At 48.6% G+C, this 20,471-nt stretch carries 23 protein-coding genes; 9 read left to right on the forward strand and 14 right to left on the reverse strand.

What is annotated here, in order from left to right; genetic code table 11:
* Nucleotides 1–48: 48 nt before the first annotated feature.
* Nucleotides 49–786, forward strand: coding sequence for a phytanoyl-CoA dioxygenase family protein (locus BUB37_RS05910; protein WP_072990275.1), 738 nt, complete (start codon nt 49–51; stop codon nt 784–786).
* Entirely contained in the window at nt 779–1,384 is a 606-nt protein-coding gene (locus BUB37_RS05915) for a pseudouridine synthase (protein ID WP_072990278.1), read from the forward strand. The genes BUB37_RS05910 and BUB37_RS05915 overlap by 8 nt, the downstream gene beginning before the upstream one ends.
* Nucleotides 1,385–1,425: 41 nt before the next feature.
* Here BUB37_RS05915 and BUB37_RS05920 read toward each other — a convergent pair whose 3' ends face one another.
* Together BUB37_RS05920 and BUB37_RS05925 are read right to left on the reverse strand one after the other, a co-directional pair.
* Nucleotides 1,426–1,878 carry a cold-shock protein gene (locus BUB37_RS05920; protein WP_072990281.1) on the reverse strand — a complete coding sequence of 151 codons (453 nt, stop codon included), beginning with the start codon at nt 1,876–1,878 and terminating at the stop codon, nt 1,426–1,428.
* Between the two features lie 190 nt (nt 1,879–2,068).
* Complete coding sequence (locus tag BUB37_RS05925; RefSeq protein WP_072992561.1) at nt 2,069–2,284, reverse strand: hypothetical protein; 216 nt, start codon at nt 2,282–2,284, stop codon at nt 2,069–2,071.
* Between the two features lie 288 nt (nt 2,285–2,572).
* Between BUB37_RS05925 and BUB37_RS05930 the strand changes: the two genes are divergently transcribed.
* Nucleotides 2,573–4,033: a c-type cytochrome gene (locus BUB37_RS05930; protein ID WP_094766577.1), complete on the forward strand. Its 1,461-nt coding sequence runs from the start codon at nt 2,573–2,575 to the stop codon at nt 4,031–4,033.
* Between the two features lie 118 nt (nt 4,034–4,151).
* Here BUB37_RS05930 and BUB37_RS05935 read toward each other — a convergent pair whose 3' ends face one another.
* Nucleotides 4,152–4,964: a hypothetical protein gene (locus BUB37_RS05935; protein WP_072990286.1), complete on the reverse strand. Its 813-nt coding sequence runs from the start codon at nt 4,962–4,964 to the stop codon at nt 4,152–4,154.
* Nucleotides 4,965–5,203: 239 nt separating this feature from the next.
* Here BUB37_RS05935 and BUB37_RS05940 point away from each other — a divergent pair, with 239 nt between their 5' ends.
* Together BUB37_RS05940 and BUB37_RS21585 are read left to right on the forward strand one after the other, a co-directional pair.
* Nucleotides 5,204–5,824 carry a GntR family transcriptional regulator gene (locus tag BUB37_RS05940; protein WP_072990288.1) on the forward strand — a complete coding sequence of 207 codons (621 nt, stop codon included), beginning with the start codon at nt 5,204–5,206 and terminating at the stop codon, nt 5,822–5,824.
* A gap of 200 nt (nt 5,825–6,024) precedes the next feature.
* Nucleotides 6,025–6,168, forward strand: coding sequence for a hypothetical protein (locus tag BUB37_RS21585; protein WP_170863121.1), 144 nt, complete (start codon nt 6,025–6,027; stop codon nt 6,166–6,168).
* A gap of 45 nt (nt 6,169–6,213) precedes the next feature.
* On the opposite strand, the gene BUB37_RS05945 is transcribed toward BUB37_RS21585, so the two are convergent.
* The 7 genes from BUB37_RS05945 to BUB37_RS05975 form a co-directional block, all read right to left on the reverse strand.
* Nucleotides 6,214–6,477, reverse strand: a complete 264-nt coding sequence (locus BUB37_RS05945; RefSeq protein ID WP_072990291.1) for a protealysin inhibitor emfourin — start codon at nt 6,475–6,477, stop codon at nt 6,214–6,216.
* Complete coding sequence (locus tag BUB37_RS05950) at nt 6,478–7,491, reverse strand: M4 family metallopeptidase (RefSeq protein ID WP_072990294.1); 1,014 nt, start codon at nt 7,489–7,491, stop codon at nt 6,478–6,480.
* A 95-nt stretch (nt 7,492–7,586) separates the two neighbouring features.
* Nucleotides 7,587–8,660 carry an amidohydrolase family protein gene (locus BUB37_RS05955; RefSeq protein WP_212635261.1) on the reverse strand — a complete coding sequence of 358 codons (1,074 nt, stop codon included), beginning with the start codon at nt 8,658–8,660 and terminating at the stop codon, nt 7,587–7,589.
* A 25-nt stretch (nt 8,661–8,685) separates the two neighbouring features.
* Complete coding sequence (locus BUB37_RS05960) at nt 8,686–9,303, reverse strand: nucleotidyltransferase family protein (protein ID WP_072990300.1); 618 nt, start codon at nt 9,301–9,303, stop codon at nt 8,686–8,688.
* A complete protein-coding gene (locus BUB37_RS05965) occupies nt 9,303–10,313 on the reverse strand; it encodes an XdhC family protein (protein WP_072990303.1) in 1,011 nt (336 codons plus the stop codon). Before BUB37_RS05965 ends, BUB37_RS05960 begins: the two co-directional genes overlap by 1 nt.
* A 123-nt stretch (nt 10,314–10,436) precedes the next feature.
* The gene (locus tag BUB37_RS05970) at nt 10,437–12,671 is read right to left on the reverse strand and encodes a xanthine dehydrogenase family protein molybdopterin-binding subunit (protein WP_072990305.1); all 2,235 of its coding nucleotides are present in this window, start codon (nt 12,669–12,671) and stop codon (nt 10,437–10,439) included.
* Nucleotides 12,672–12,726: 55 nt separating this feature from the next.
* Nucleotides 12,727–13,188 carry a (2Fe-2S)-binding protein gene (locus BUB37_RS05975; RefSeq protein WP_072990308.1) on the reverse strand — a complete coding sequence of 154 codons (462 nt, stop codon included), beginning with the start codon at nt 13,186–13,188 and terminating at the stop codon, nt 12,727–12,729.
* Nucleotides 13,189–13,470: 282 nt separating this feature from the next.
* Here BUB37_RS05975 and BUB37_RS05980 point away from each other — a divergent pair, with 282 nt between their 5' ends.
* The 3 genes from BUB37_RS05980 (at nt 13,471) to BUB37_RS21590 (ending at nt 15,990) form a co-directional block, all read left to right on the forward strand.
* Nucleotides 13,471–14,562: a vWA domain-containing protein gene (locus BUB37_RS05980; RefSeq protein WP_072990312.1), complete on the forward strand. Its 1,092-nt coding sequence runs from the start codon at nt 13,471–13,473 to the stop codon at nt 14,560–14,562.
* Between the two features lie 222 nt (nt 14,563–14,784).
* Nucleotides 14,785–15,612 carry an OmpA family protein gene (locus BUB37_RS05985; RefSeq protein ID WP_072990316.1) on the forward strand — a complete coding sequence of 276 codons (828 nt, stop codon included), beginning with the start codon at nt 14,785–14,787 and terminating at the stop codon, nt 15,610–15,612.
* 210 nt (nt 15,613–15,822) lie between these two features.
* Nucleotides 15,823–15,990 (forward strand): hypothetical protein, encoded by a 168-nt coding sequence (locus BUB37_RS21590; RefSeq protein WP_170863122.1) that lies wholly within the window; start codon nt 15,823–15,825, stop codon nt 15,988–15,990.
* 16 nt (nt 15,991–16,006) lie between these two features.
* Here the strand turns inward: BUB37_RS21590 and BUB37_RS05990 are convergent, their stop codons facing one another.
* The 4 genes from BUB37_RS05990 to BUB37_RS06005 are packed head-to-tail and all read right to left on the reverse strand — an operon-like array spanning nt 16,007 to nt 18,990.
* Entirely contained in the window at nt 16,007–17,467 is a 1,461-nt protein-coding gene (locus BUB37_RS05990; protein WP_072992565.1) for a M14 family metallopeptidase, read from the reverse strand.
* An 11-nt stretch (nt 17,468–17,478) separates the two neighbouring features.
* A complete protein-coding gene (locus BUB37_RS05995; RefSeq protein WP_072990320.1) occupies nt 17,479–18,147 on the reverse strand; it encodes a peptidoglycan recognition protein family protein in 669 nt (222 codons plus the stop codon).
* Between the two features lie 3 nt (nt 18,148–18,150).
* Nucleotides 18,151–18,567, reverse strand: coding sequence for a 3D domain-containing protein (locus tag BUB37_RS06000; protein ID WP_072990323.1), 417 nt, complete (start codon nt 18,565–18,567; stop codon nt 18,151–18,153).
* 3 nt (nt 18,568–18,570) lie between these two features.
* A complete protein-coding gene (locus BUB37_RS06005; protein WP_170863123.1) occupies nt 18,571–18,990 on the reverse strand; it encodes an FG-GAP repeat domain-containing protein in 420 nt (139 codons plus the stop codon).
* 54 nt (nt 18,991–19,044) lie between these two features.
* Here BUB37_RS06005 and BUB37_RS06010 point away from each other — a divergent pair, with 54 nt between their 5' ends.
* Nucleotides 19,045–20,373 carry a serine hydrolase domain-containing protein gene (locus BUB37_RS06010; RefSeq protein ID WP_072990328.1) on the forward strand — a complete coding sequence of 443 codons (1,329 nt, stop codon included), beginning with the start codon at nt 19,045–19,047 and terminating at the stop codon, nt 20,371–20,373.
* Nucleotides 20,374–20,471: the final 98 nt, after the last annotated feature.

Genomic DNA, 20,471 nt, shown 5'->3' on the forward strand with positions numbered 1-20,471 from the left:
TTGCGATTTTTGATCGGGCTGTGTAAATTGAACTAAAAATAACAGAGCATGCTTTCTAAGGATGAACTTGGGTTTCTCGAAGAGAACGGCTATCTGGATCTCGGCCAACTACTGACCGATGAAGAGGTAGGCGCCATAAACAACAGAATTGACGAACTGCTGGTCGAAGAGGGTGAAAATGCGGGATCCGAACTGGCCGAATCGAAGTACATACGCCACCCCAAGGAAGAAGGCGCCCATCGCTTGGCCGATTTGGTCAACAAAGGGGCCGTGTTCGACGTGTTCTACACCCACCCCAAGGTATTGGCCGGTATAGCCGCCGTGTTGGGCAACGATTACAAGCTGTCTTCGTTGAACTACCGGGCCGCCAAACCGGGCAAGGGTTTGCAAAAGCTGCACGTAGATTACAAAAACGCAGTAGTAGACCAAGCCTACAAGGTGTGCAACTCCATTTGGTTGCTCGATGACTTTACCCCTGAAAACGGGGCCACGCGCATCGTTCCGGGCACGCACAAATCGGACAGGTTGCCCGATGAGGTTCTGAAAGATCCCTACCTACCCCACCCCGAGGAGATCTTGATCAATGCCCCGGCCGGGTCGGTGTTTATTTTCAATTCCCACGTATGGCATGGCGGTACAACCAATACGACATCCAAGACCCGGCGCAGCATACACAGTTACTTTTGTGCGGCCGACCAGCCCCAGCAGATCGATCAGAAAAAATACATTACCCAGGAAACACGGAACCGGATCAGCAATCGGGCCAAGGAGATACTCGATGTGTAATACCCCGATAGCGCCCGACAGCGCCCACAGCCATTACCGACTCTACAAACCTTTCGGAATGTTGAGCCAATTGAGCTCCAATGACCCGGTCCAATTGCGCAAAAAGCGCTTTTTGAGCGCACTTTTCGACTTCCCTCCCAACAGTATGCCCATTGGCCGCCTCGATGAAAAGTCGGAAGGCCTATTGTTGGTGACCACCGACGGAAAACTTAGCGATACCATCAACCGCTCAGGTATCGAAAAGGAGTATTACGCCCAAGTCGACGGACCCATCACCGATGAGGCCCTAAACCAAATGCGCAAGGGTATTGAAATAGGTCTTTTTGGAAAAAAACACATTACCCGACCCTGTGCGATAACACGGATCGAAGCCCCGCACTTGCCCGAGGCGAGTCCGAAATTGCGCATAGGCGCGCACCGCCCCTCTTCATGGATAAGCATCACCTTAACCGAGGGTAAATTTCGCCAAGTACGCAAGATGACGGCAGCCGTAGGATTTCCCACCCTACGCTTGGTCCGCATCAGGGTAGGAACAATCGTGCTCGAAGGACTTCAGCCCGGACAGGTCGAAAAGCTTCAAGGTTTTAATGTGAAGTAATAAGGTTTGGTAAGTGTACGCTATCCGTAAGGTATTCGGAACTAGATCTTCTTTACCCGAACGGCATTCATGCCCTTCATGCCCTTCTCAAGCTCGAAAGAGACCTTGTCGTCAATATCGATTTCATCGATCAACCCGCTGACATGTACAAAATATTTCTCTTGGTCTTCCGAGTCGATGATAAAACCAAAGCCTTTTGAGAAATCGAAATACGACACCTTGCCCTTGTGAACGGGATCGAATTCCTCTTCGTCTCCCTCTTCTTTTTTGGGAATACCGATTACAATGCTTTCCGCATCGATTTTGACCTTTTCGGACGGGTCGGGCGGAGTGTCCACCAAATTGCCGTTATGGTCTACATAGGCAAAGGGAATTCCACTACCCTCCTTGGCCTCGGCCTTTCTGGCCTCTTTTTTCTTCTGTTTTTCCTCTCTTTTTTTAAGACGCTTTTTTTCTTTTTCCGTCTTGTTATAAGTCTGTTGCGATCTTGCCATTCTTTAATTTTGCTTTATGCCTATAAGGTATGCAAATTATTTGATCCTTTAATGGATTTTAGGCAAAGAAATATCGCAAAGGGCATTGACCGGGAGAATAATGCCCTGTTGGCTTCGATCCCTAATGATCGCGGAAAAAAAATAAGTTGTTGATGGTCTAGAAGTTAGCCGATATCGGGCAATTGCCCAACTACAATTTGGCGTTCAAACGCTTTTCAATTTTTCTTTTTATTGCGGTAAGCCTTTTCATTACGTCCATAAGCGATTCATCCTTGGTGGTCTTATAAACTTCGTTGATCGAAAGAATGAGTTCCTTGGCTTCACGAGATGCATTGATCCTGTCGCTTGTGGTCATTCCCGACCATTTTCTGTTTTCAAAATCAGCAGCTCTATGTAGTAAGTCCATATTGTTTGAGATTAAGGTTAACACTCCATTCATTATTTTTTTGGGAGCGCTGCGTTTTAAAAACGCAAGGTACAAATTGTGTTATTTCCGATTATGGGCTTTAACAAATGTTTAAATTATGTGGAATAAAATAGCCGGATTCGGACCGGAACGTTCCCCTTGGTCGGGGCAAAGGGCCATTAATCGAAGAAAGTGGGTATAATAGAGGCATTGGTGCCATTGCTAAAATTAATTTGTAGATTTGGTTTAAACAATTGGTTTTCAAATTAATAAATTTAAAACAACATTTTGAACCGTTTTCGTACATTATTTGTCGTATTAGCCTTTTCAACGACCTTCCTTTCGTGCTCAAGCGATGGCGATGGGCCCCTTGCGCCCGATACCGAAACGCCTACTCCCGATCCGGTGCCAGATCCCGATCCCGATACCATATTGGAGGTAGATGCCATACCGCCTTCCACCCAGCGCCAGGGCGACCCAAGTACAGGTTACCAGTATTTGGTATCGGGGGAATACATGAGCAGTGGTGTGCCTTACAACGCCTATATCGCGGCCAATGGCGAATCTTCCGACAACCTGTTGGGCAGAACGGGAGACAATGCCGTCATCGTCTACGATTACACGACCGCCACCGCCTCGAACGGCACAAGGGTCGTTTCGCCCAATTGCATGGCCTGCCACGCCGACTTCCTGAACGACGAACTCATAATCGGACTGGGCAACCATTCCTCCGATTACACTTCGAACAGGGCCAATACCATTGCTACGGCAAGCTCCGTTATCGCCTTGATATACGGGGAAGACAGTAAGGAATGGGAAGCCTACGACCAGTTTCGCAAGGGTATTTTGGCCATCGGCCCCAAGACCATGACCGAAACAAGGGGGGCCAATCCCGCCGATAAGATTACCCAAGTCCTTATTTCCCACCGTGATAAAAATACCTTGGAGTGGTCCGACGATCCCCTTGTCGAGGTCGGCGACGAGGTTATCCCCACCGATGTGCCTGCCTGGTGGTTGCTAAAGAAAAAGAACGCCCTGTTCTACACCGGACTGGGCAGGAAGGATTTTTGCAAATCGTTCATCGGCTCTTCGCTGCTCACCATGACAGAAATTGAAAAGGCCCAGGAAGTGGATGAAAAAATGCCCGATATGCTCGCCTATATCTATAGTCTGGAGCCCCCTCCCTATCCGTATGACATCGATACCGGGCTAAGCGCCCAAGGAAAGGTAATCTTTGGGGACAATTGCGTAAAGTGCCACGGCACCTATGGTGAAGACGAAAGTTATCCGAACCTTTTGGTTGCGTTGAATACGATAGGTACCGATCCCGAACTCTCCCTGCACTATACGGCCCCATCGGAAATCAACGATTATTTTATCGATTGGTTCAACAACGGCTGGTTCGGCAGCTACTCCGAACCTTTGGAAGTCTTGGCAGAAGGAGGTTACGTCGCCCCCCCGCTCGACGGCATTTGGGCGACCGCACCCTATTTTCACAACGGTTCCGTACCTACCCTTGCGGAGGTGCTCAACAGTTCCGAAAGACCCACGTACTGGAGGAGAAGTTTTGATAGTAAGGACTACGATACCCAAAACCTGGGTTGGAAGTACACCATTGAAAACCAAAAAACGGACAAAAACACCTACGATACGACCCAAAAGGGTTATGGCAATGGGGGACATACCTTTGCCGACCACCTTACCGAAGCCGAACGCACGGCCCTGCTCGAATACTTAAAGACCTTGTAAGCCTTGGCGATTCGAACGTACGGGCCATAGGGAAGAAGTGCAGCGTACCTGGTCAACTGCCACAAAAAAAGCGGAACAAATACATGTTCCGCCCAGTATATTAAATGATAAAGGAGCCTTAATCCTCAAGGGAAACTTCCTCCTCGGTGCCATCGGGATATATTACGGTGGCTATGGCATCGCAATCGCCATCCCCAAAATCGACATCGACTTCGAGTCCGTTTTTGGTGAGGGCCATAACGCCCTTACCGATATAATCACATCCGAATTGGGCTTCCAATAGCTCGGTAATGTCGACCGAATAGGTATTCCCGTCGATTTTCAATACCCATTTGCCGTCTACGGTCAACACACTTTCACTAAAGTCGTCGTTAAATACGATCGACATGGTTTTCGTCCCTTCTTCATCGACCTCGGTTCCATCCTCCAAGGTAACCATCAAGTCACTATCAACGATCCAGCTAACAGATTGGCTTTCTTCCTCACTATAGATTTTAAATTTCCTTGTACCGTCGACATAAGACTTACCTACCCGCAACTCGTCATAAGTAACCGAAAAGGCATATTCGTCGTCATCGCCACCGTAGACCACGGTCATCGAGCCACTTAGCTGCTCTCCCCCGTCCTCAATGGTACAATCGTCAAAGCTTAAGGTATAGCCGGTTTCCGAATAGGAAACGGTGTAACATCCTTCATCGGTTTTTCCGGTTTTTCCACTTTTACCGGAAGACCCGTACAACTCGGAAACCAATTGATCCGTAGCGCCGGTAACGCTCTCGGTTTCAAGAATGGTCTTCAATTCGGTCGAGGTAACTTTTCCCTCGTTGTCGAAATCGTTGCCTTCATCGGCGTCGTCCGAACAACTAAAAACAACAAAGGCCCCGGTCGTCAGGACCAAAAATCGTTTCACATTAAGAATCAAGTTATGCATATTCAATATTTTAGGGTTATGCGGTATGAACGGAAGGGCTGCCCATTTAGTATTTGGAAACAAGGAAATTGGACAAACTCCCCCTTAAAAAGGATTAATCCCATAAGAAAGTACGAATAACATTACTTTTTTGGATCATACAAAATCGGAAACAATGTCACTTCCATACCGATTGATATACTTTTTTTGACTTTCTTTACGTTGTGAATCGTATACGATATAATTAATAAGGGGCAACTATGATCTATAGGGACAAGGTAAGGGAGTATTTGTTGAAAGAGATGCAAAAAGGGAGTTTGCAGCCCGGACAGAACATCAACCTGGCCGCGGTATCAAGGGTCATCGGCGTTAGTGTAACCCCTATCAGGGAGGCCCTGACCCAATTACAGCAATCGCATATCGTAAAGGCCATACCCAACCGCGGATTCATCATCGCCAAGGTCAGTCCCGAAGAGGCCAAAAACCTTTACGAATTGGTCGCCCACCTCGAGGTATTGGCCCTTGAGGAGTCGCAATTCGATGCCACGACCATAGCGCAGCTCAAAAGACAGCGCGATGTGGTTGCCGGTGCACGCACCGCCCTCGAACGCCTGACCGCCTATATGGAGTTCCATCGCCTGCTTACCAAAAATTACAAAAACGAGGTCTTTCAACAAATCTTGAAGGATTTAAAGACCCGCATCTTTTTCTACGAAAGGGCCTTTATGGCCAACGACTCCTTTCATTACAATTCCAACGACCAGCACGACGCCATCATCTCGGCCATCGAAGATGACAACATTCCCTCGGCCGCCCTGGTCTTAAAGATGAACTGGATGATGGTACAGAGCTATATAGAAAAGCAATTGGTGGTTTTATAGGTACGCCTTCCTCACCCGGTTCGACCGTAAATCCGCAGGTATTTAAACCCAGCGCTAAAGAATCACAAAATTTTTGTAAAGTGTTACATTATAAACCGTTTCTGCCCTAAATTTGTCCTATAATTTGAACAGCATATCGAATTGCCACAACAAAACGATATGTCGAGCGTTTAACAAGAGTCATTAAAAAAAACAGGATTATGGGCTATTTATCACCTGAAATCGAAGTATTGGCCAAAAAAAAGAAGCAAGAAAAAAAATCGCTTATCAAAAAGGAATATTCTTGCGGAATTTTTCAGGATTACGGCAAGTTGGAAAACGGTGCCTCCCGCAAGGAGCACTAGGTTCGACCACAACCTGACGGACCTTTTTCGATCCGTACCACAAGCTCAACCGGATACGATAAGTCGGTCTATCAGCTCCCTTAATTCGCGAGGTAGGCTATGCTCTGCGAAGGCCGCAGCGTAGGTTTTGTCGCCGTCCTCGAACGATAGGCTGTAATGTTGCCCGTCGCGAAGTGCTTCGTTGCCGACCGAAGGTGACCGTAAGGTACGGAGCAGTTCTTTCTTTTCCGCCCCCTTCAGGGGCAATTCACCTTCATAAGACTTCGGAATGCCCGTAAACCCGCCCGTTATTTCTATCTTATATTTCATCTAAACTACCGTTCGAGTTAGGCCCACTTGGGCAAAACTGGCCGTTACGGCCTCGACCGCATTTTCGGCGACCCGCGACTCGTCCGCCAAGCTTTGGGCCGTATTGACCAAGGTCTCGAGCATATCGTTAAAATTGGCCGTTCTCCATAGCGCCCTTAAGGTTTCGAACCAGATTAGGGCACAGTCGTCGATACCGATTTCCATACAACTTAGGTAAAAAGCCTTGTTGGGTATGCCCGAATTGATATGCACGCCCTGATTGTCGGCCGTTCCGTTGTAGTAGTTGTCCATATGGTCGGGCTGGGTATCGAAATCATTGGCCGTACCCGGTGCCTTCATCGAACGTATGGCCACTCCGGGAAAGGCCTCGGTCACCACGCTATCGCCGATCAACCAATCGGCCTCCGATACATCTTGCCCCAAGTACTTTTGCTTGACGACCGTTCCGAAGACATCGGAAAAATGCTCGTTCAGGGCACCGGGTTGGCTTTGGTACTCCAAATTGGCCAAAAACTGGGTTACCCCATGCGCCAATTCGTGGGCCACAACATCAATGGCACCCGCAAAATTGGTAAATTCCCGACCATCCCCATCGCCATAGGTCATCTCGTCCCCGTCCCAATAAGCATTGTTATAGGCCACCCCATAGTGAATGTTCGAAATAATATCGAGGCCGTTGTCGTCGATCGAGTTCAGTCCAAAGGTATTCCTGAAGTAATCGCGTACAAAGCCCGAGGTATCGTAAGCCTTATTGGCCGCTTCATCGGCCACGGGGTCTTCCCCTTCTTGGCGTACCAAGGCGACCCGTTGTTCGTACTGCGTTTTGCAATCGTATACGAAACGCTTTCCTTCACCCGCTTCCTGGGCCCTCGACAATAAATAGTTCAAGGCGTTCTGACGGCGCTCGCGTATCCTACCGGTATCGTTAAGCGTTCTTTTGCAACTCAAACTGCCCCTTTTGGCAAGTTCTTCGAGAATATGGGGCGGTACAATATGACATTTGGCGGTACACATACTTAAGATTTTAGGGAATTATCCCTACAAGTTCGAATCTTTTGAAAGTTCTACCAAAAAAACTTCGTTAAGCCTTTACTAAATTCGAAGGCCCCCTACCCTTTGGGAAAGCGCGAGGGATCTAAGCCCGGAACGAGCTTCAGGGCGTTTTTGTAGTAGACTTTCCTCAGCACTTCGTCGGGCAGGCCAAGGCCGTACATGGCCCAAAAGGCGTGGTATTTCTTGTAATAAGGGAAGTATTCGTCCTCGGTTTCCAAGACCCTAAAATAGGTCGGAAATTCGTCGGGGTTCCAACTGTCCTTTCCAAAAAGGATACGGTCTTGGTACTTGATAAAAAACTCCCGTGCATTTTTGGGCTGTCTACCCAGTTCGGCGATTACGGCCGCGATGCCCACGCTCATATTGGGTATTTCATCCAACAGCCTGCCCAACTCTTGCAGGTTGTTGGCATACCAGCCCATATGGGCATTGATAAACTGGGTATTCGGGTGTTTCTTGAACATGCGGTGCTGCTCATCGATGATCTGCTGCCAAGGGGCGGGATCCGTATCGGAACGCTTTCGTCGCGGATGGGTTTTAAGCTCGAGCCATCTTTCGTTCTTTGCATCCATAGGGTCCCAAAACGATCTGGGGTCGGCCGAATGGATCAAAACGGGAATACCCAATGCTCCGCACTTCGCCCAGATAGGGTCGAGTCTTTCGTCATCGACCGCCACCCTTTTGCCCTGGTTATCGGTATAGCGGAGTCCCAAACTCTTAAAGACCTTCAAGCCTTTCGCCCCGTTCTCGACATCCTTTTCCAACTGGGCCACCGCCTTTTCGGTCCACCCCGGGCTACCGATGCCATCGAAATCGACATTGGCAAAGACAACGATGCGACCCGGACAGTTTTCTTCGATATTTTGCACCATTTGGACCAAACCTGCACCGGACCCACCGCTGAGGTTCACCATAATGGCCTCGTTCAGCCTGTCCATATCCCCGACCAATTCCTTTAGCCGCCCGGGCGACATATTGCGTTGATGGCTGTGGATATCAACAAAGGGAAATTTGGCCCTTGTCACCTTGTTTTCCGGAACCACCAAAGTCGATTCAGGGTTGTATTCCTCAAAGCCCATTTCCTGTGCCCCAGCTGGGTAAACCAACAAAAAGGCAAGAACACAAAACATACATATATTATTGAAATTCATCAAATTAACTGGTTTTATCTAATTGATTGCTTAATTTTATATATTCCGATTCCGTGTCTATATCGATGGCCGTTCCCCCAGGGTCGGCCGCCAAGACCTTATACTTGTGGTTCCTAATGATCGCCTTGGCCCCACTATCTTCATTCAACCCCATCAATTCCTTAAAATGCATTTTTCCGAACAAGGCCGGAACACCTGTACCGCCCTTGTATCGGGTACCCACAATCGTGCTGGTATCACCGTCGTACAGATCGATCAAGGTATTCAGGTATTTCGAATCGATAAGCGGTTGGTCGGCCAAGATAATCAGGACCCCGTCCATATCGTTTTTTTGTTCCACCAGGTATTCCATTCCATAGGCTATGGAACTTCCCAAGCCTTTTTTCCAATGGGTATTTACCACAATTTCGAAACCGTTTTGGTCCAATCCGGCCCTTATGGCCTTGTAGTTGGCCCCTAAGACCACAACCACGTCGCTGCATCTACTGGCTTGGGCATTTTTTATGGCATGCCCCAACAAGGTCGTGTCTTTCCAAGAAAGTAGTTGCTTGGGCCGGCCCATACGCGATGATGCACCTGCCGCCAAAATTAGAACGGGAAATTGTTTTGTTGAATGCGGCATTAACTGTGAATTCTACCCGATTTGTCCTTAAGCATCATAGGTTCGGTTTTTCGGGTAACGGAAAGGATTTCCGATATGATGGATATGGCGATTTCCTGTGCCGTTTCGGCCCCGATGTTCAAGCCGGCGGGGCCATAGACCCGATCGAAGAAACTGTCCGACACCTCGGGATAATATTCGATGAATTCGTCCAAAAGCCTTTCGCGCCTGGTGGCCGGACCGAGAAGTCCGAAATAAACAGGTTCGGTCTCCTTAATGGCCAACAGGTATTTAAGGTCGCGTACGTAACTATGCGTCATCAATACCACGGCGGTCTGTCCGTCGATTATGTCCACGGGCATCGTTTCAGGTTCAACGGAGAAAAAATGGTCCGCTCCGGGGAAGTCGCCAATGTTCTTTTCTTCGTTGGCCGAGGCGACAATGGTCACCTCCCATCCCGCAAGGGAAGCGAAGGAACAAAGTTGAACGGCATCGTGCTCCGCACCGATGATCACCAGTTTGAAGCACGGCGGCAATAGCTGTTCGAACAACTGGACACCATCGGCCCTTTTTAGGGACGGTCGGGCGCCAAACTCCTGATTTTCAAAAATAAAGAAGGAACCTAGACCGGCATTTTCGCCTTCCTCCTTTGCAAAGGCGGATACGATCTTAAAACGCTTTCGATCGCGTATAACGCCATCAAAGGCCCTTACAAACGCTTCATCGGGGGCAAAGGGCTCTATTAAAATGTACAAGATACCTTCACAGCCCAATCGGTAACGGCCATCGTACGTCATCATTTTCGGCACCTGGCTTGCAAAAACACCCTGGGCCTGCCTGGCTATCTCCTTTTCCACACAGCCCCCGCTTACGGCACCTATCATGGTACCGTCATCAGTAATAAGCATGCGAACGCCCGGTCTTCGGTACGAAGAGCCTTCCAAGGCGACCACGGTGGCCAAAACCGTCTTTTTTCCCTGCTCCTTGGCGTTCCGATAGGCCTTGATAATTTTTTTTAATTCATGGGTCATTCCTCAACAACTTAGATGAACCGTACGGGCAGGTATGCTAGGCATCCATCCCGATTAAGGAGAGCCCTCTCCCCTGCCATCGATTCCGTTACAAGGCTTAAGTTAAAAAAATAAATCCGTTCCCTAACCCAAAACAGGTTTCTCCGCCACTTTCCAGATTTCGTCGTACTGGATAAAGGGCTGTTTGTATACCCGCTTCCCGGTTGCCGCCTTAATGGCATTGGCCACGGCTCCGCCCGCAGGCGGCAAGGTAGGTTCGCCCAATCCCGTGGGAGAGAGTTCGTTTTCCATAAAATAGGTCTCCACCTTGGGCGCTTCCTTCATGCGGATCAAACGGTACCTGTCGTAGTTCTTGGCTTCCGGCATGCCTTCCTTGAAAGCGTAGTTTCCGTACATACTATGGCCTATACCGTCGATAATACCCCCTTCGATTTGGTTTAGGGCCCCCAAGGGATTGACCACAATTCCGCAGTCGACCACACAGGTTACCTTTTTAACGACGGGGACGCCGTTTTCCAACTGTACATCGGCGACTTCGGCCACATGGGTGTTATGGCAATAATAGGCCACAAAACCCTGATAGGTTCCTTCGGGCTGTTTGCCCCACCCCGATTTTTCGACCACTTTTTTAATGACCCCTTGCATACGCTCGGGGGAGTATTGGATCCTTTCGTCGGTCGTTCCCTTCACCTTTTCCAACAGATCGAGGCGCAATTGTACCTTATCGGCGCCCATCTCCTCGGCCAATTCATCGAAGAAGCTCTGTTCGGCATAGGCCAGGAAGTTGGTATAGGGAGCGCGCCAGGCCCCTGTGGTAATATTACTGTCGTATTTGGCGACATCGACCTGATAATTCTCCACGGCGCCCGCCGGAAAGAAATTGGGAATGAGTCCGTACATATTCCCATTAATGGCCGCCTCTTTCAGGTAGTATCCCGTTAATTCGCCGTTCTTGATCGCCGCCTTGATGCGGTATTTGATGGCAGGCCGGTATACCCCGGTTGTCATATCGTCTTCACGGGAAGATACCATTTTTACCGGTTTTCGCAGGGTATCGGCTATCTCCGCGGCTTCATAGACAAAATCGCCATAAAGCCTTCTGCCGAAACCACCTCCCATTCGGGTCATTTCCAAATGGATGTCCGCGACGTCCCTGCCCAATAGCTCCGCCACCGTATTGGCCGCATCCTCGGGGGTTTGAACAGGACCTACCAGGTGTATTTTTTCATCGGTGACATGGGCGAAAAAGTTCATGGGCTCCATACAGTTATGGGGCAAAAACGGGGATTCGTAGGTGCGTTCGATCACCTTGTCGGCCTGGGCAAAGGCCTTTTGGACATCACCGTCCTTTCTCAAGGTCGTAAATTCCTTACCGTCCAATAACTCCGTCAATTTTTTATCGTGGAATTCGGTACTTTCGGGCGGAGAGGCAAATTTCCATTGGGCCTTGACCGCCTTCTTCCCTTCCATGGCCGCCCACGTATTTTCGGCAATGACCACGACCTTGGCACTGGGACTCAGCTGGGCGGTCCAATTTACTTTTTCCCCGGCCAAAAGCTTCTTGGCCTTGTCCCCTATCTCGATCACGTCGATAACACCAGGTACGGCCTTGGCATCGCTGGCGTCGTAAGACTCGAGTTCTTGGCCGAAAGCCGGTGGCCTCAACACCGAGGCATATACCATCCCTTCAGTCTTGTAATCGATGCCGAAGAGGGGTTTTCCGGTAGTGATCTTGTCAATATCGACGTTCTTTCGGTCCGTACCGATGATCTTATAATCCTTGGGGTCTTTGAGGGTAACCTCCCCAGGCACCTCGAGCAGGGCGGCCTCTTCGACCACATCGCCATAGCCAAGGGTCTCCCCGGCCTTATTGCTTATGATTCCCTCACTTACGGAAAGTTCGTTTACATCGACGCCCCATTTCGCGGCCGCCGCATTGAGCAGCATTTGTTTGGCCGTGGCCCCGGTCTGGCGTAGGGCATCCCACCCAAATCGAATGGATTGGCTACCGCCGGCCACCTGTCGCGTATAGTTTTCGGTATCCAGGTCGCCCTGCTGCACATACACATTGTCCCAGGCCACGTCGAGCTCCTCGGCTATGATCATGGGCATGGAGGTCTTGACCCCTTGGCCGATTTCCGGATTCGGCGAAAAAATGGTCACCGCCCCGTTCTTGGCAATTTTTATAAAGGCGTTGAAATCCTTATAGTTCAGGTCGGCCAAATCTACGGGCGGCTTTGCGTTGGGCTTACAGGCCGTAAACAGGTTAAAACCGATAAGCAGGCCGCCTCCGGCCAAGGAGGATGTCCGTAGGAAATCCCTTCTGTTGAACTTTATATTGGAAGTTGTTGAAGACATGGTTGAAAGATTTTAGTTGAATTAGCGAAAACGGATAAATAGTGGTTGGGTAGGCCTAGGCCATTTTTTTGGCAGCCAGGGCCACGGCCTTTTGGATCCGGTTGTAGGTGGCGCACCTACATATATTGCCATGCATGGCGTTTTTGATCTCTTCCTCCGAAGGATCGGGGTTTTTCGCCAAAAAGGCCGAGGCGGTCATTATCTGCCCGGCCTGGCAGTAGCCGCACTGGGGCACATCGATTTCCTTCCAGGCCACTTGAACCGGATGGGAACCGTCTTTCGAAAGGCCTTCGATGGTGGTTATGGACTTTTCCCCTACGGCAGATACGGGAAGGGAGCAGCTTCGTACCGCATTTCCATCCAAATGAACGGTACAGGCGCCACATTGGGCAATACCACAACCGAATTTGGTTCCGACCATATCCAAATGGTCGCGTAATACCCAGAGCAAGGGCGTATTTTCACAGGCTTCGACAGCATGCGATTCTCCGTTGATTTTTAGATGATAGCTTGGCATATTGAGCTTGTTTTTAGGATAACACAGGATTAGTTTACAACAAGTTACCAAAAAACGGCAGTACCATGGCCTTTTTAACAATTTGTTAAATATAATTTATGGCTTCCCAAGTCGGTTATTCCCACATGGAAACAATACAACAATTTTACCAATTGTACGGCAAGGGATACAGGTTGCGAAATCGTTTTCATGGCATTAACAATGTTTAACATATTTTTTTTTGAGGGCCATACTTTTAAGCCGATTTTGCCGTTGTGAAGGTTGAACCATAAAATTTAGAAAATGAAATTTTCCTCGCATCTTATTCTTTTGTTTCTATCGGCCCTAACCCTGTTTTCTTGTGGAAATGCTGACGACGACGTAAATTTCGCCCTAAACACCGGAGACGGATTGGGAGAGGGCAAGCCGGTCGACGAATGTCTTGACCTGGGCGAAAACGATTTGATTTTATCCATTCAGGACCAATACACGACCCTGCCCGGCAAGGTTTCCATTTTTTTCAAGGTTTCCGATAGCGAGGGCAACCCCGTTCCGGGATTGAGTGCCGACCAATTTACGATCTATGAGCAGGGACGGAACGACGAGTGCTTCAACACCATCTCGACTTCCGAATCGGCAGCCCGCATATCGCCCAACTCGCAAATATTCAGCAACAATACGCTCTTGGTACTCGATTTGAGCGCCAGTGTACTCGAGTCGAGCCTTGAGGAGCTCAAATCGGCGAGCATCAGTTTTGTCAACAACGTAATGCCCGAGGTTACCCAAGAATCCTTTAAAATGGCCATCTATTGGTTCGACGGGGAAGACGGCCTGCACGAACTGAATCCGTTGACGGCATCTAAGGAAGAGCTGACCGCATCGATAGAGGGAATTACCGACGATATTAGCCAAGATCCTTCTACCGATCTTTACGGTGCCGTAATCGAATCGACCGAGATTGCCTCCGACCTCTTGGTGGAAAGCACGAAGGGCGACAAGATCGGTGCGGCCTCGGTCGTCATCTTTACCGATGGAACCGATCAGGCCTCGAGATATACGCAAGACGACGCACAGGAAAAAGTGGACAAGGCCGATGCCAACATCTCCTTCTTTACTATTGGCCTTGGTTCCGAAATCGACGAACAGGTTCTTTCCGACCTGGGAAAAACCTCAAGTGTGTTCGCCGTTAACAAAGACGAACTGGAGACCACCTTCAACGACATTTCCGATTTGGTCTCCCAGCGTGCCAACAGCTTTTACCTATTTGAGTATTGCAGTCCGAAGCGCGATGGCAGTGGCGACAACAACTTGGCCATCCAGGTAAAAAACGGCAACCTCCAAGGGGCCGTACAGACCAAATTTAGCGCCGACGGCTTTACGGGAGGCTGCGAATAAGTGCAAAAACATATCCGTTTAAAAGAAAAGTGCCCACCTTAGGGCACTTTTTTTGTGCTGTAAACAAAGGTTTTAAGCATTCATTTACAGTTCATTGCAATCGACAAAGGGCCTGGCAACAAGAAAAACCCGCTGCTCCTAAAGCCTTCCTGACATCCGAAACGTCGGATGCTGCGTATTTTATTCCGAGACAGAACCTTTTAAATCATTAAAAACTATACAATGAAGAAATCGATTATCGCAAGTACACTTTCCATAGCCTTCTTGGCCTCCTGTGTTTCAAAAAAGAAATACACCGCTTTGGAAACCAATCTCTCGGAAACCCAAAGTGCCCTGACCAAAACACAGGTAGAGAAAGAAGAACTCGAGGGTAAAATGGCAAAGATCGAAGCCAGGGTTGCCGAATACAATGAGAAGATAAGCTCCCTAAAGGAAATCAACGACAGCCAGTATTCAAGTGTCGACGATGTTGCCGTGATGAGCAACAATACCAAGGAAAAAATGAGGGCTACCTTGTCGAAGGTGGATGCCGATAAATTGGCAGGGGCCAAAACCTTGCAAGATTCGATGAACCTCGCCATCTCCTACAACCTTAAAAAGTCCATTTCCGACGAAGACGACGATATTGACGTAAACATCGATAAAACCGTGGTCATGATCAATATTTCCGACAAATTGCTTTTTAACAGTGGTAGCTACAAAGTGAGCAGCAAGGCCGATAAGATCTTGTCAAAACTCGCCGAAGTAATCAATTCGGAGCCCAGCATGGAGGTAATGGTCGAAGGCCACACCGATTCGAGAAGCATCAGCACCCCAATGTTCCGCAACAACTGGGACCTTAGTGTAAAGCGGGCAACCTCTGTCGTTGACATCCTTCAGAACAAATACAATGTAGATCCAACCAAGATGATCGCTGCCGGTAGAAGTAGCTATATGCCCTTGGTAGAGAACGATTCAAAAGAGAATATGGCCAAAAATAGACGTACTCGAATCGTACTTATTCCAAATTTAGACAAATTTTTTGCGCTTTTAGACGCAGAAACCTTATAATTGCACTATCAGGAGTTTGGTACCTGGTTAATAATCTGAGAAAAGGGAGGACTTTATGGTTCTCCCTTTTTTGTTGCACTTCATCGAAAACCTTCATTTTCCATTAGGGAATGTGTGTTGTCAGTTGTTCTTAAGGCAAGGGTCCCCATCTTCCCTAAACGTCCTACACCGCTAAAGAAGCACCTTGTATCACCTTAAACTCCCTAGGTTATGGATGTATGGAACACTATTATTGAAAACAGCGCCCTGAACGGCATGCCCAAGTGGTATCGGGCCCTTACCCTAAGCCTATTCGGGCTTATTGCCGCAATTGTCTTGTATAGCTACTATGTGTTGCTGGTCCATGGGCCGGACATGATCGTTCGTTTCTCGTACTAAAGGCCGACACCGGGTCTTAGCGGTAGATCATGGCATTTTTAAAGTTGCCGGTTTTACCTTCCGATAGGTTGATCAAAAAACCGTTGATCACGGCATACCCAACCTTTCCGTTCTTTTCGAGAAGAAAGGTGGGGTTTACCCCTACTTCCATAGCGAGGTCGGGAATCTTGTAGTTTTTGCCCACAATGTGGAGGGCTACGGGAGACGAAAGCTTTTCCTTGGGAATGTTCTGCATCCGTACATAGGTATACCCTGCCCGCAGCAGGGCAAAGGTATCGAGCCCTTCGAGCCCGGCCATGTTGTTCACCGGGGTCGGATAAACTTTGCCCGGCCTGATGACGTACCCCGTGGCATCGAGGGTTTCATAACCGTAATAGGTCGAAAGGTCTCCGATGTCCCATACCCGGCTACTGTACCAAAAATCGTTATAGCCCTCTTTGTTTACCTCTAGGCGGTTAATGCCCAGGTCTATTTGGTAGTTCTTACCCAACAGCGGAAAGGTAGCGTTTACAATCTTCAGGTCGAACAACTTTCGGTCGTTTTCGGGGATTTCGTTGTAACGTTCCAGTGGAATGTCCTTATAGGAACCTTGGGCAATGGTATAGAGGGCAGAGAGTATGGAAACGTAGTTCAGCTTCCTTATTTCCTGTTTCTCCACATCGCCCGGATAACCGCCCGACTCTATCAAAATGGCGCTTGTACCCCACTTTTGGATGTTATCGCCAAAAGCCCTCGGCTCAAAATCATCGTTGTACCTGCCCACTTGTCCCGGAGCGTATTTCTGTATAATATTGTTCATAAAGACAATGACCTTCATGGCATTGGCCCGCACTTCGTTGATGTCCTTTTCATAGTTATAGGCGGGTGCCAGATAGGAAATCGTCGCCGGTTTTTCGGTACGTTCGGCATTGTAGTAGGTGCTTTGGTCGTGCAGGTTGAAACCAAAGTCGGCCTCCAGGCTATCGCGAACCCTTTTCAGGGTTTGCCCTTCGGGCGATTGCAGGCGCAGTGCATCGCGGTTGACATCGATGCCCAAACGGTTTCTTCTCTGGAACACTTCCGCCCCATCGGGGTTGAGCATCGGGAGGAAGTGCAGCGTACAGTTTTCAAGAATGGCCCGCTTTTCGTTCTTGAAATCGTCACTTTTCAAAAAATTGAGGATATCAAAAATGGCCTGTGTTGCGGTAGGCTCGTCACCGTGCATCTGCGACCAAAGAAAAACCGAGATATCGCCCTTTCCGATACTGACCAAGGACAGTTCCCGGCCTTCTATGGACTCCCCGACCTTGTTGACCCTAAAGTCGGGATGTTTTCGATAGGCATCGATAAGGGGCTGCAATTGGCTGTGTTTGATACGCCTTTTGTCAAGTGTCGCCTCTTTGTATTTGTCGTAGGTCTCGTAGAGCGAGGAGGTCAAATCGGAAGTTTGGGCCTGAGCTAGTGAAAATAATAAGAATAGGGGCAGTAAAAATTTCATATGCATTGGAATCATCGGTTTTTGGCTTTTGGTACCGGTTTGAAGTTAAGGTGCCTGGTCGCTTCCCTTACTTTTTTCATAAAATCGGTGCCGGGATCGGTTTTTTGGGTTCTGTAGCCATCATCCTTTTCCAACCAAAGGGGGTGTCCTTCAAAGTTGGTATACTCGTAATGGCCGATAAGGTATTCGATATCGTATTTTTTGGCCAGGTATTCGACCAACCAAATATTGGCCTTCAACTGGGCCTCGGTCAAGGGCGTGTCTTCAGTACCGCCAACGTTCTCAACGCCCAGGGCGGTATGGTTCAGCCCGATGACATGGCGTCCCATCATAGTTTCGGGCATCAACCTGTAAATGGTCCCGTCTTGGTCTATCAGGAAATGGGTCGATACATTCAGGCCACTCACCCCTTTGATGTCGGGCCGATAATTGGGTAACGTTGGTCGCTCAAAGGCTTCAAAGGAGCCTTCAAGGGTCGGGATGGCCGTCCAATGGAGCACGATCATCTTGGGGTCGATAACCGGTTCGTCCCGTTCAATACCGTAGCGTTCCTTCATGTATTCGGAAGTCAACTGTATCCGGGTCTCGTCGAAAACGATCGGTCTGTCGATAATAGGTTTGGAAGAGCCGCAAGAACTAAGGGCCATACCCAGAACTAGGGTCCATAAGTAAACTTTCATAGGTTAATTCGTGTTTGGTATAGTGTCTTTCTTTATCCTGTATTTAATTTTCACCCTTTTTCGCCCCCACTCCTTGGCCCTGGCGACATCCAGTCCCATATAGACATCGATTGTATTGCGCCAGCGACCGTGCGTCTTGTCCCTGACCCTATAAATACCATCCAAGCCCTTGATTTTTACCTGGGTGTCGTAGTCAAGGCCAAGCTCGATCAAATCCCTCGAAACCGCGACCACCTTGGCACCAGGTTTCAGGGTATCGCCCCAGGCACCGATATCAGGTCGACGATCGGTTTGCGCAGGGGTGGAGTTATAGGCCGATACGGTTACTTCCTTTTCCTTCCAAATATACTCCTGTTCGGCCGAGCCACAAGCGGAAAGAAGGAAAAAGAGCTGTAAAAACAAAGCCTGTTTTAGTGCCATAAACTATTTCGTAAGGTTCTCCAAAAGCAATAGATCTAAACTTTCTGCATCCCACTTTTCCTGCAAATCTTCGGGAACAGGACTGTAAGCATATGTCAATGAGCTTATTATTATATCTTCATCGCCATCGGAATCCATATCTCCCGAAACCATTAAAAACCATCTGCCGGCGTTTGGATCGGGCAAGGCATATCCCGTGAAATCAAAATCTCGAATACCGTTGTTTTCTAGGTAAACAAAGGTTTCATTCGGGTGACTTTCGTAATCGGGAAATGTTGACAGAAGGGCAATATCCACATCGCCGTCCCCATCAAAGTCTTGGACTATAAGCCGGGTACAACCGTGCATCGGATAAAAGAAAGCTTCCTTAAAGTCGTTGTTTCCGTCGTTCAAATGAATACGCATGCCATGATAGGGCTTCATTATATTTCGATTATTTTTGTCCATAAATTTACAAATCAACTACCTACACATTTTATGAAAATAGCAAAGAGAATCGTATTGGCCCTTTTGGTTCTTCTGGCCATCGTCATTTATACCCAATACCCCAAGCTAAACATCATTTCAGGTTATGCCGCAAAGAATATGGCTTCCACTGTATTTTTAACAGGTAGAAACGCCGAATCGGTAAAGCAACACGACAACGATGTACCTTTGATCAAACTTGCGGATGTTGAAACCGATGGTTCCAGTGCGGCGGCCACCGTTTTCGGACTCATGGAGCGCAAATCGGTCTGTTTCGATGGCTTGGGTTGTATTTTAACCAATGACGATTACGACCCCAACACCGTAATCCCCCGGCCAAAAAGAACATTTACCCAATCCGATTTACCGTTTCCCTACGGGGATGCCCCAGGCAAGGACACCTTATTTGAAAACATCGATTACCGGATGCTGGAATCGGCCCTTGACAAAGCCTTCGAATCGCCCGACATCCAAAGAACGAGATCGGTCCTTGTCGTCTATAAAGACCATATCGTTGCCGAACGCTATGCCAATGGCTTTACCAAAGATACGCCTATCTTGGGATGGAGCATGACCAAAAGTGTATTGGCCACCCTGTACGGTATCCTCGAATACCAAGGAAAAATAGACCTGAACGATCCGGCCCCCATAGCGGAATGGCAAAGGGACGATAGAAAAAATATTACCCTGAACCACCTCTTGCGAATGCAGAGCGGACTGGCCTGGGAAGAAGATTATACCTCAATCTCGGATGTGACCAAGATGTTGTTTCTCGATTCGGACATGACCAAGGGACAGGCCGAAAAGAAAGCCATTGCCCCGCCCACGGAAATATGGAACTATTCTTCGGGAACCACCAACCTGCTGTCGGGTATTCTAAGAAGTCGCTTCGACAGCCATCAGGCCTACCTGAATTTTCCCTACGCCGCACTGATCGACAAAATAGGAATGCATTCAATGCTCATCGAGACCGATCAGGCCGGAAACTATGTGGGCTCTTCGTACGGATGGGCCAGCACGAGGGACTGGGCCAAATTCGGTATCCTCTACCTAAACGAGGGAGAATGGAACGGTGAGCGTCTTTTTGACAAAAAGTGGGTCGATTATGTTACAAAACCTACGGCACATTCCGATGGCACCTATGGAGGTCATTTCTGGCTCAATGCCCATGGCAAGTTTCCCGATGCACCGCGAGACATGTACTCGGCCAACGGCTACCAAGGGCAACGGGTGTTTATTATTCCCTCAAAGGAATTGGTGATCGTACGCACCGGACTGGCCGAGGAACCGGATTTCAACATCAACGAATTTTTAAGGAATATTTTAAAGGCGATTCCATAAGCCAAGCCTGCCCTCACTCGCAATTACATAAGGGGGCAATTTGGTTTTTCTTGCCATTTTTACAACAACTCCCCTATATCTTGCAACAATTTTTTTTG

The organism is Pseudozobellia thermophila, from assembly GCF_900141855.1.
GTDB lineage: Bacteria > Bacteroidota > Bacteroidia > Flavobacteriales > Flavobacteriaceae > Pseudozobellia > Pseudozobellia thermophila.

Coding starts and splice junctions, on each gene's coding strand:
- BUB37_RS06005 (WP_170863123.1), bottom strand. CDS start 18,990: ATGAAGCCCTATCATGGCATGCGTATTCATTTGAACGACGGAAACAAC.
- BUB37_RS05985 (WP_072990316.1), top strand. CDS start 14,785: ATGAAGAAATCGATTATCGCAAGTACACTTTCCATAGCCTTCTTGGCC.
- BUB37_RS05990 (WP_072992565.1), bottom strand. CDS start 17,467: ATGAAATTTTTACTGCCCCTATTCTTATTATTTTCACTAGCTCAGGCC.
- BUB37_RS05965 (WP_072990303.1), bottom strand. CDS start 10,313: ATGACCCATGAATTAAAAAAAATTATCAAGGCCTATCGGAACGCCAAG.
- BUB37_RS05920 (WP_072990281.1), bottom strand. CDS start 1,878: ATGGCAAGATCGCAACAGACTTATAACAAGACGGAAAAAGAAAAAAAG.
- BUB37_RS21585 (WP_170863121.1), top strand. CDS start 6,025: ATGGGCTATTTATCACCTGAAATCGAAGTATTGGCCAAAAAAAAGAAG.
- BUB37_RS05925 (WP_072992561.1), bottom strand. CDS start 2,284: ATGGACTTACTACATAGAGCTGCTGATTTTGAAAACAGAAAATGGTCG.
- BUB37_RS05910 (WP_072990275.1), top strand. CDS start 49: ATGCTTTCTAAGGATGAACTTGGGTTTCTCGAAGAGAACGGCTATCTG.
- BUB37_RS05915 (WP_072990278.1), top strand. CDS start 779: ATGTGTAATACCCCGATAGCGCCCGACAGCGCCCACAGCCATTACCGA.
- BUB37_RS06010 (WP_072990328.1), top strand. CDS start 19,045: ATGAAAATAGCAAAGAGAATCGTATTGGCCCTTTTGGTTCTTCTGGCC.
- BUB37_RS05980 (WP_072990312.1), top strand. CDS start 13,471: ATGAAATTTTCCTCGCATCTTATTCTTTTGTTTCTATCGGCCCTAACC.
- BUB37_RS05975 (WP_072990308.1), bottom strand. CDS start 13,188: ATGCCAAGCTATCATCTAAAAATCAACGGAGAATCGCATGCTGTCGAA.
- BUB37_RS05945 (WP_072990291.1), bottom strand. CDS start 6,477: ATGAAATATAAGATAGAAATAACGGGCGGGTTTACGGGCATTCCGAAG.
- BUB37_RS05935 (WP_072990286.1), bottom strand. CDS start 4,964: ATGCATAACTTGATTCTTAATGTGAAACGATTTTTGGTCCTGACGACC.
- BUB37_RS05955 (WP_212635261.1), bottom strand. CDS start 8,660: ATGTTTTGTGTTCTTGCCTTTTTGTTGGTTTACCCAGCTGGGGCACAG.
- BUB37_RS21590 (WP_170863122.1), top strand. CDS start 15,823: ATGGATGTATGGAACACTATTATTGAAAACAGCGCCCTGAACGGCATG.
- BUB37_RS05950 (WP_072990294.1), bottom strand. CDS start 7,491: ATGTGTACCGCCAAATGTCATATTGTACCGCCCCATATTCTCGAAGAA.
- BUB37_RS05970 (WP_072990305.1), bottom strand. CDS start 12,671: ATGTCTTCAACAACTTCCAATATAAAGTTCAACAGAAGGGATTTCCTA.
- BUB37_RS05995 (WP_072990320.1), bottom strand. CDS start 18,147: ATGAAAGTTTACTTATGGACCCTAGTTCTGGGTATGGCCCTTAGTTCT.
- BUB37_RS06000 (WP_072990323.1), bottom strand. CDS start 18,567: ATGGCACTAAAACAGGCTTTGTTTTTACAGCTCTTTTTCCTTCTTTCC.
- BUB37_RS05940 (WP_072990288.1), top strand. CDS start 5,204: ATGATCTATAGGGACAAGGTAAGGGAGTATTTGTTGAAAGAGATGCAA.
- BUB37_RS05960 (WP_072990300.1), bottom strand. CDS start 9,303: ATGCCGCATTCAACAAAACAATTTCCCGTTCTAATTTTGGCGGCAGGT.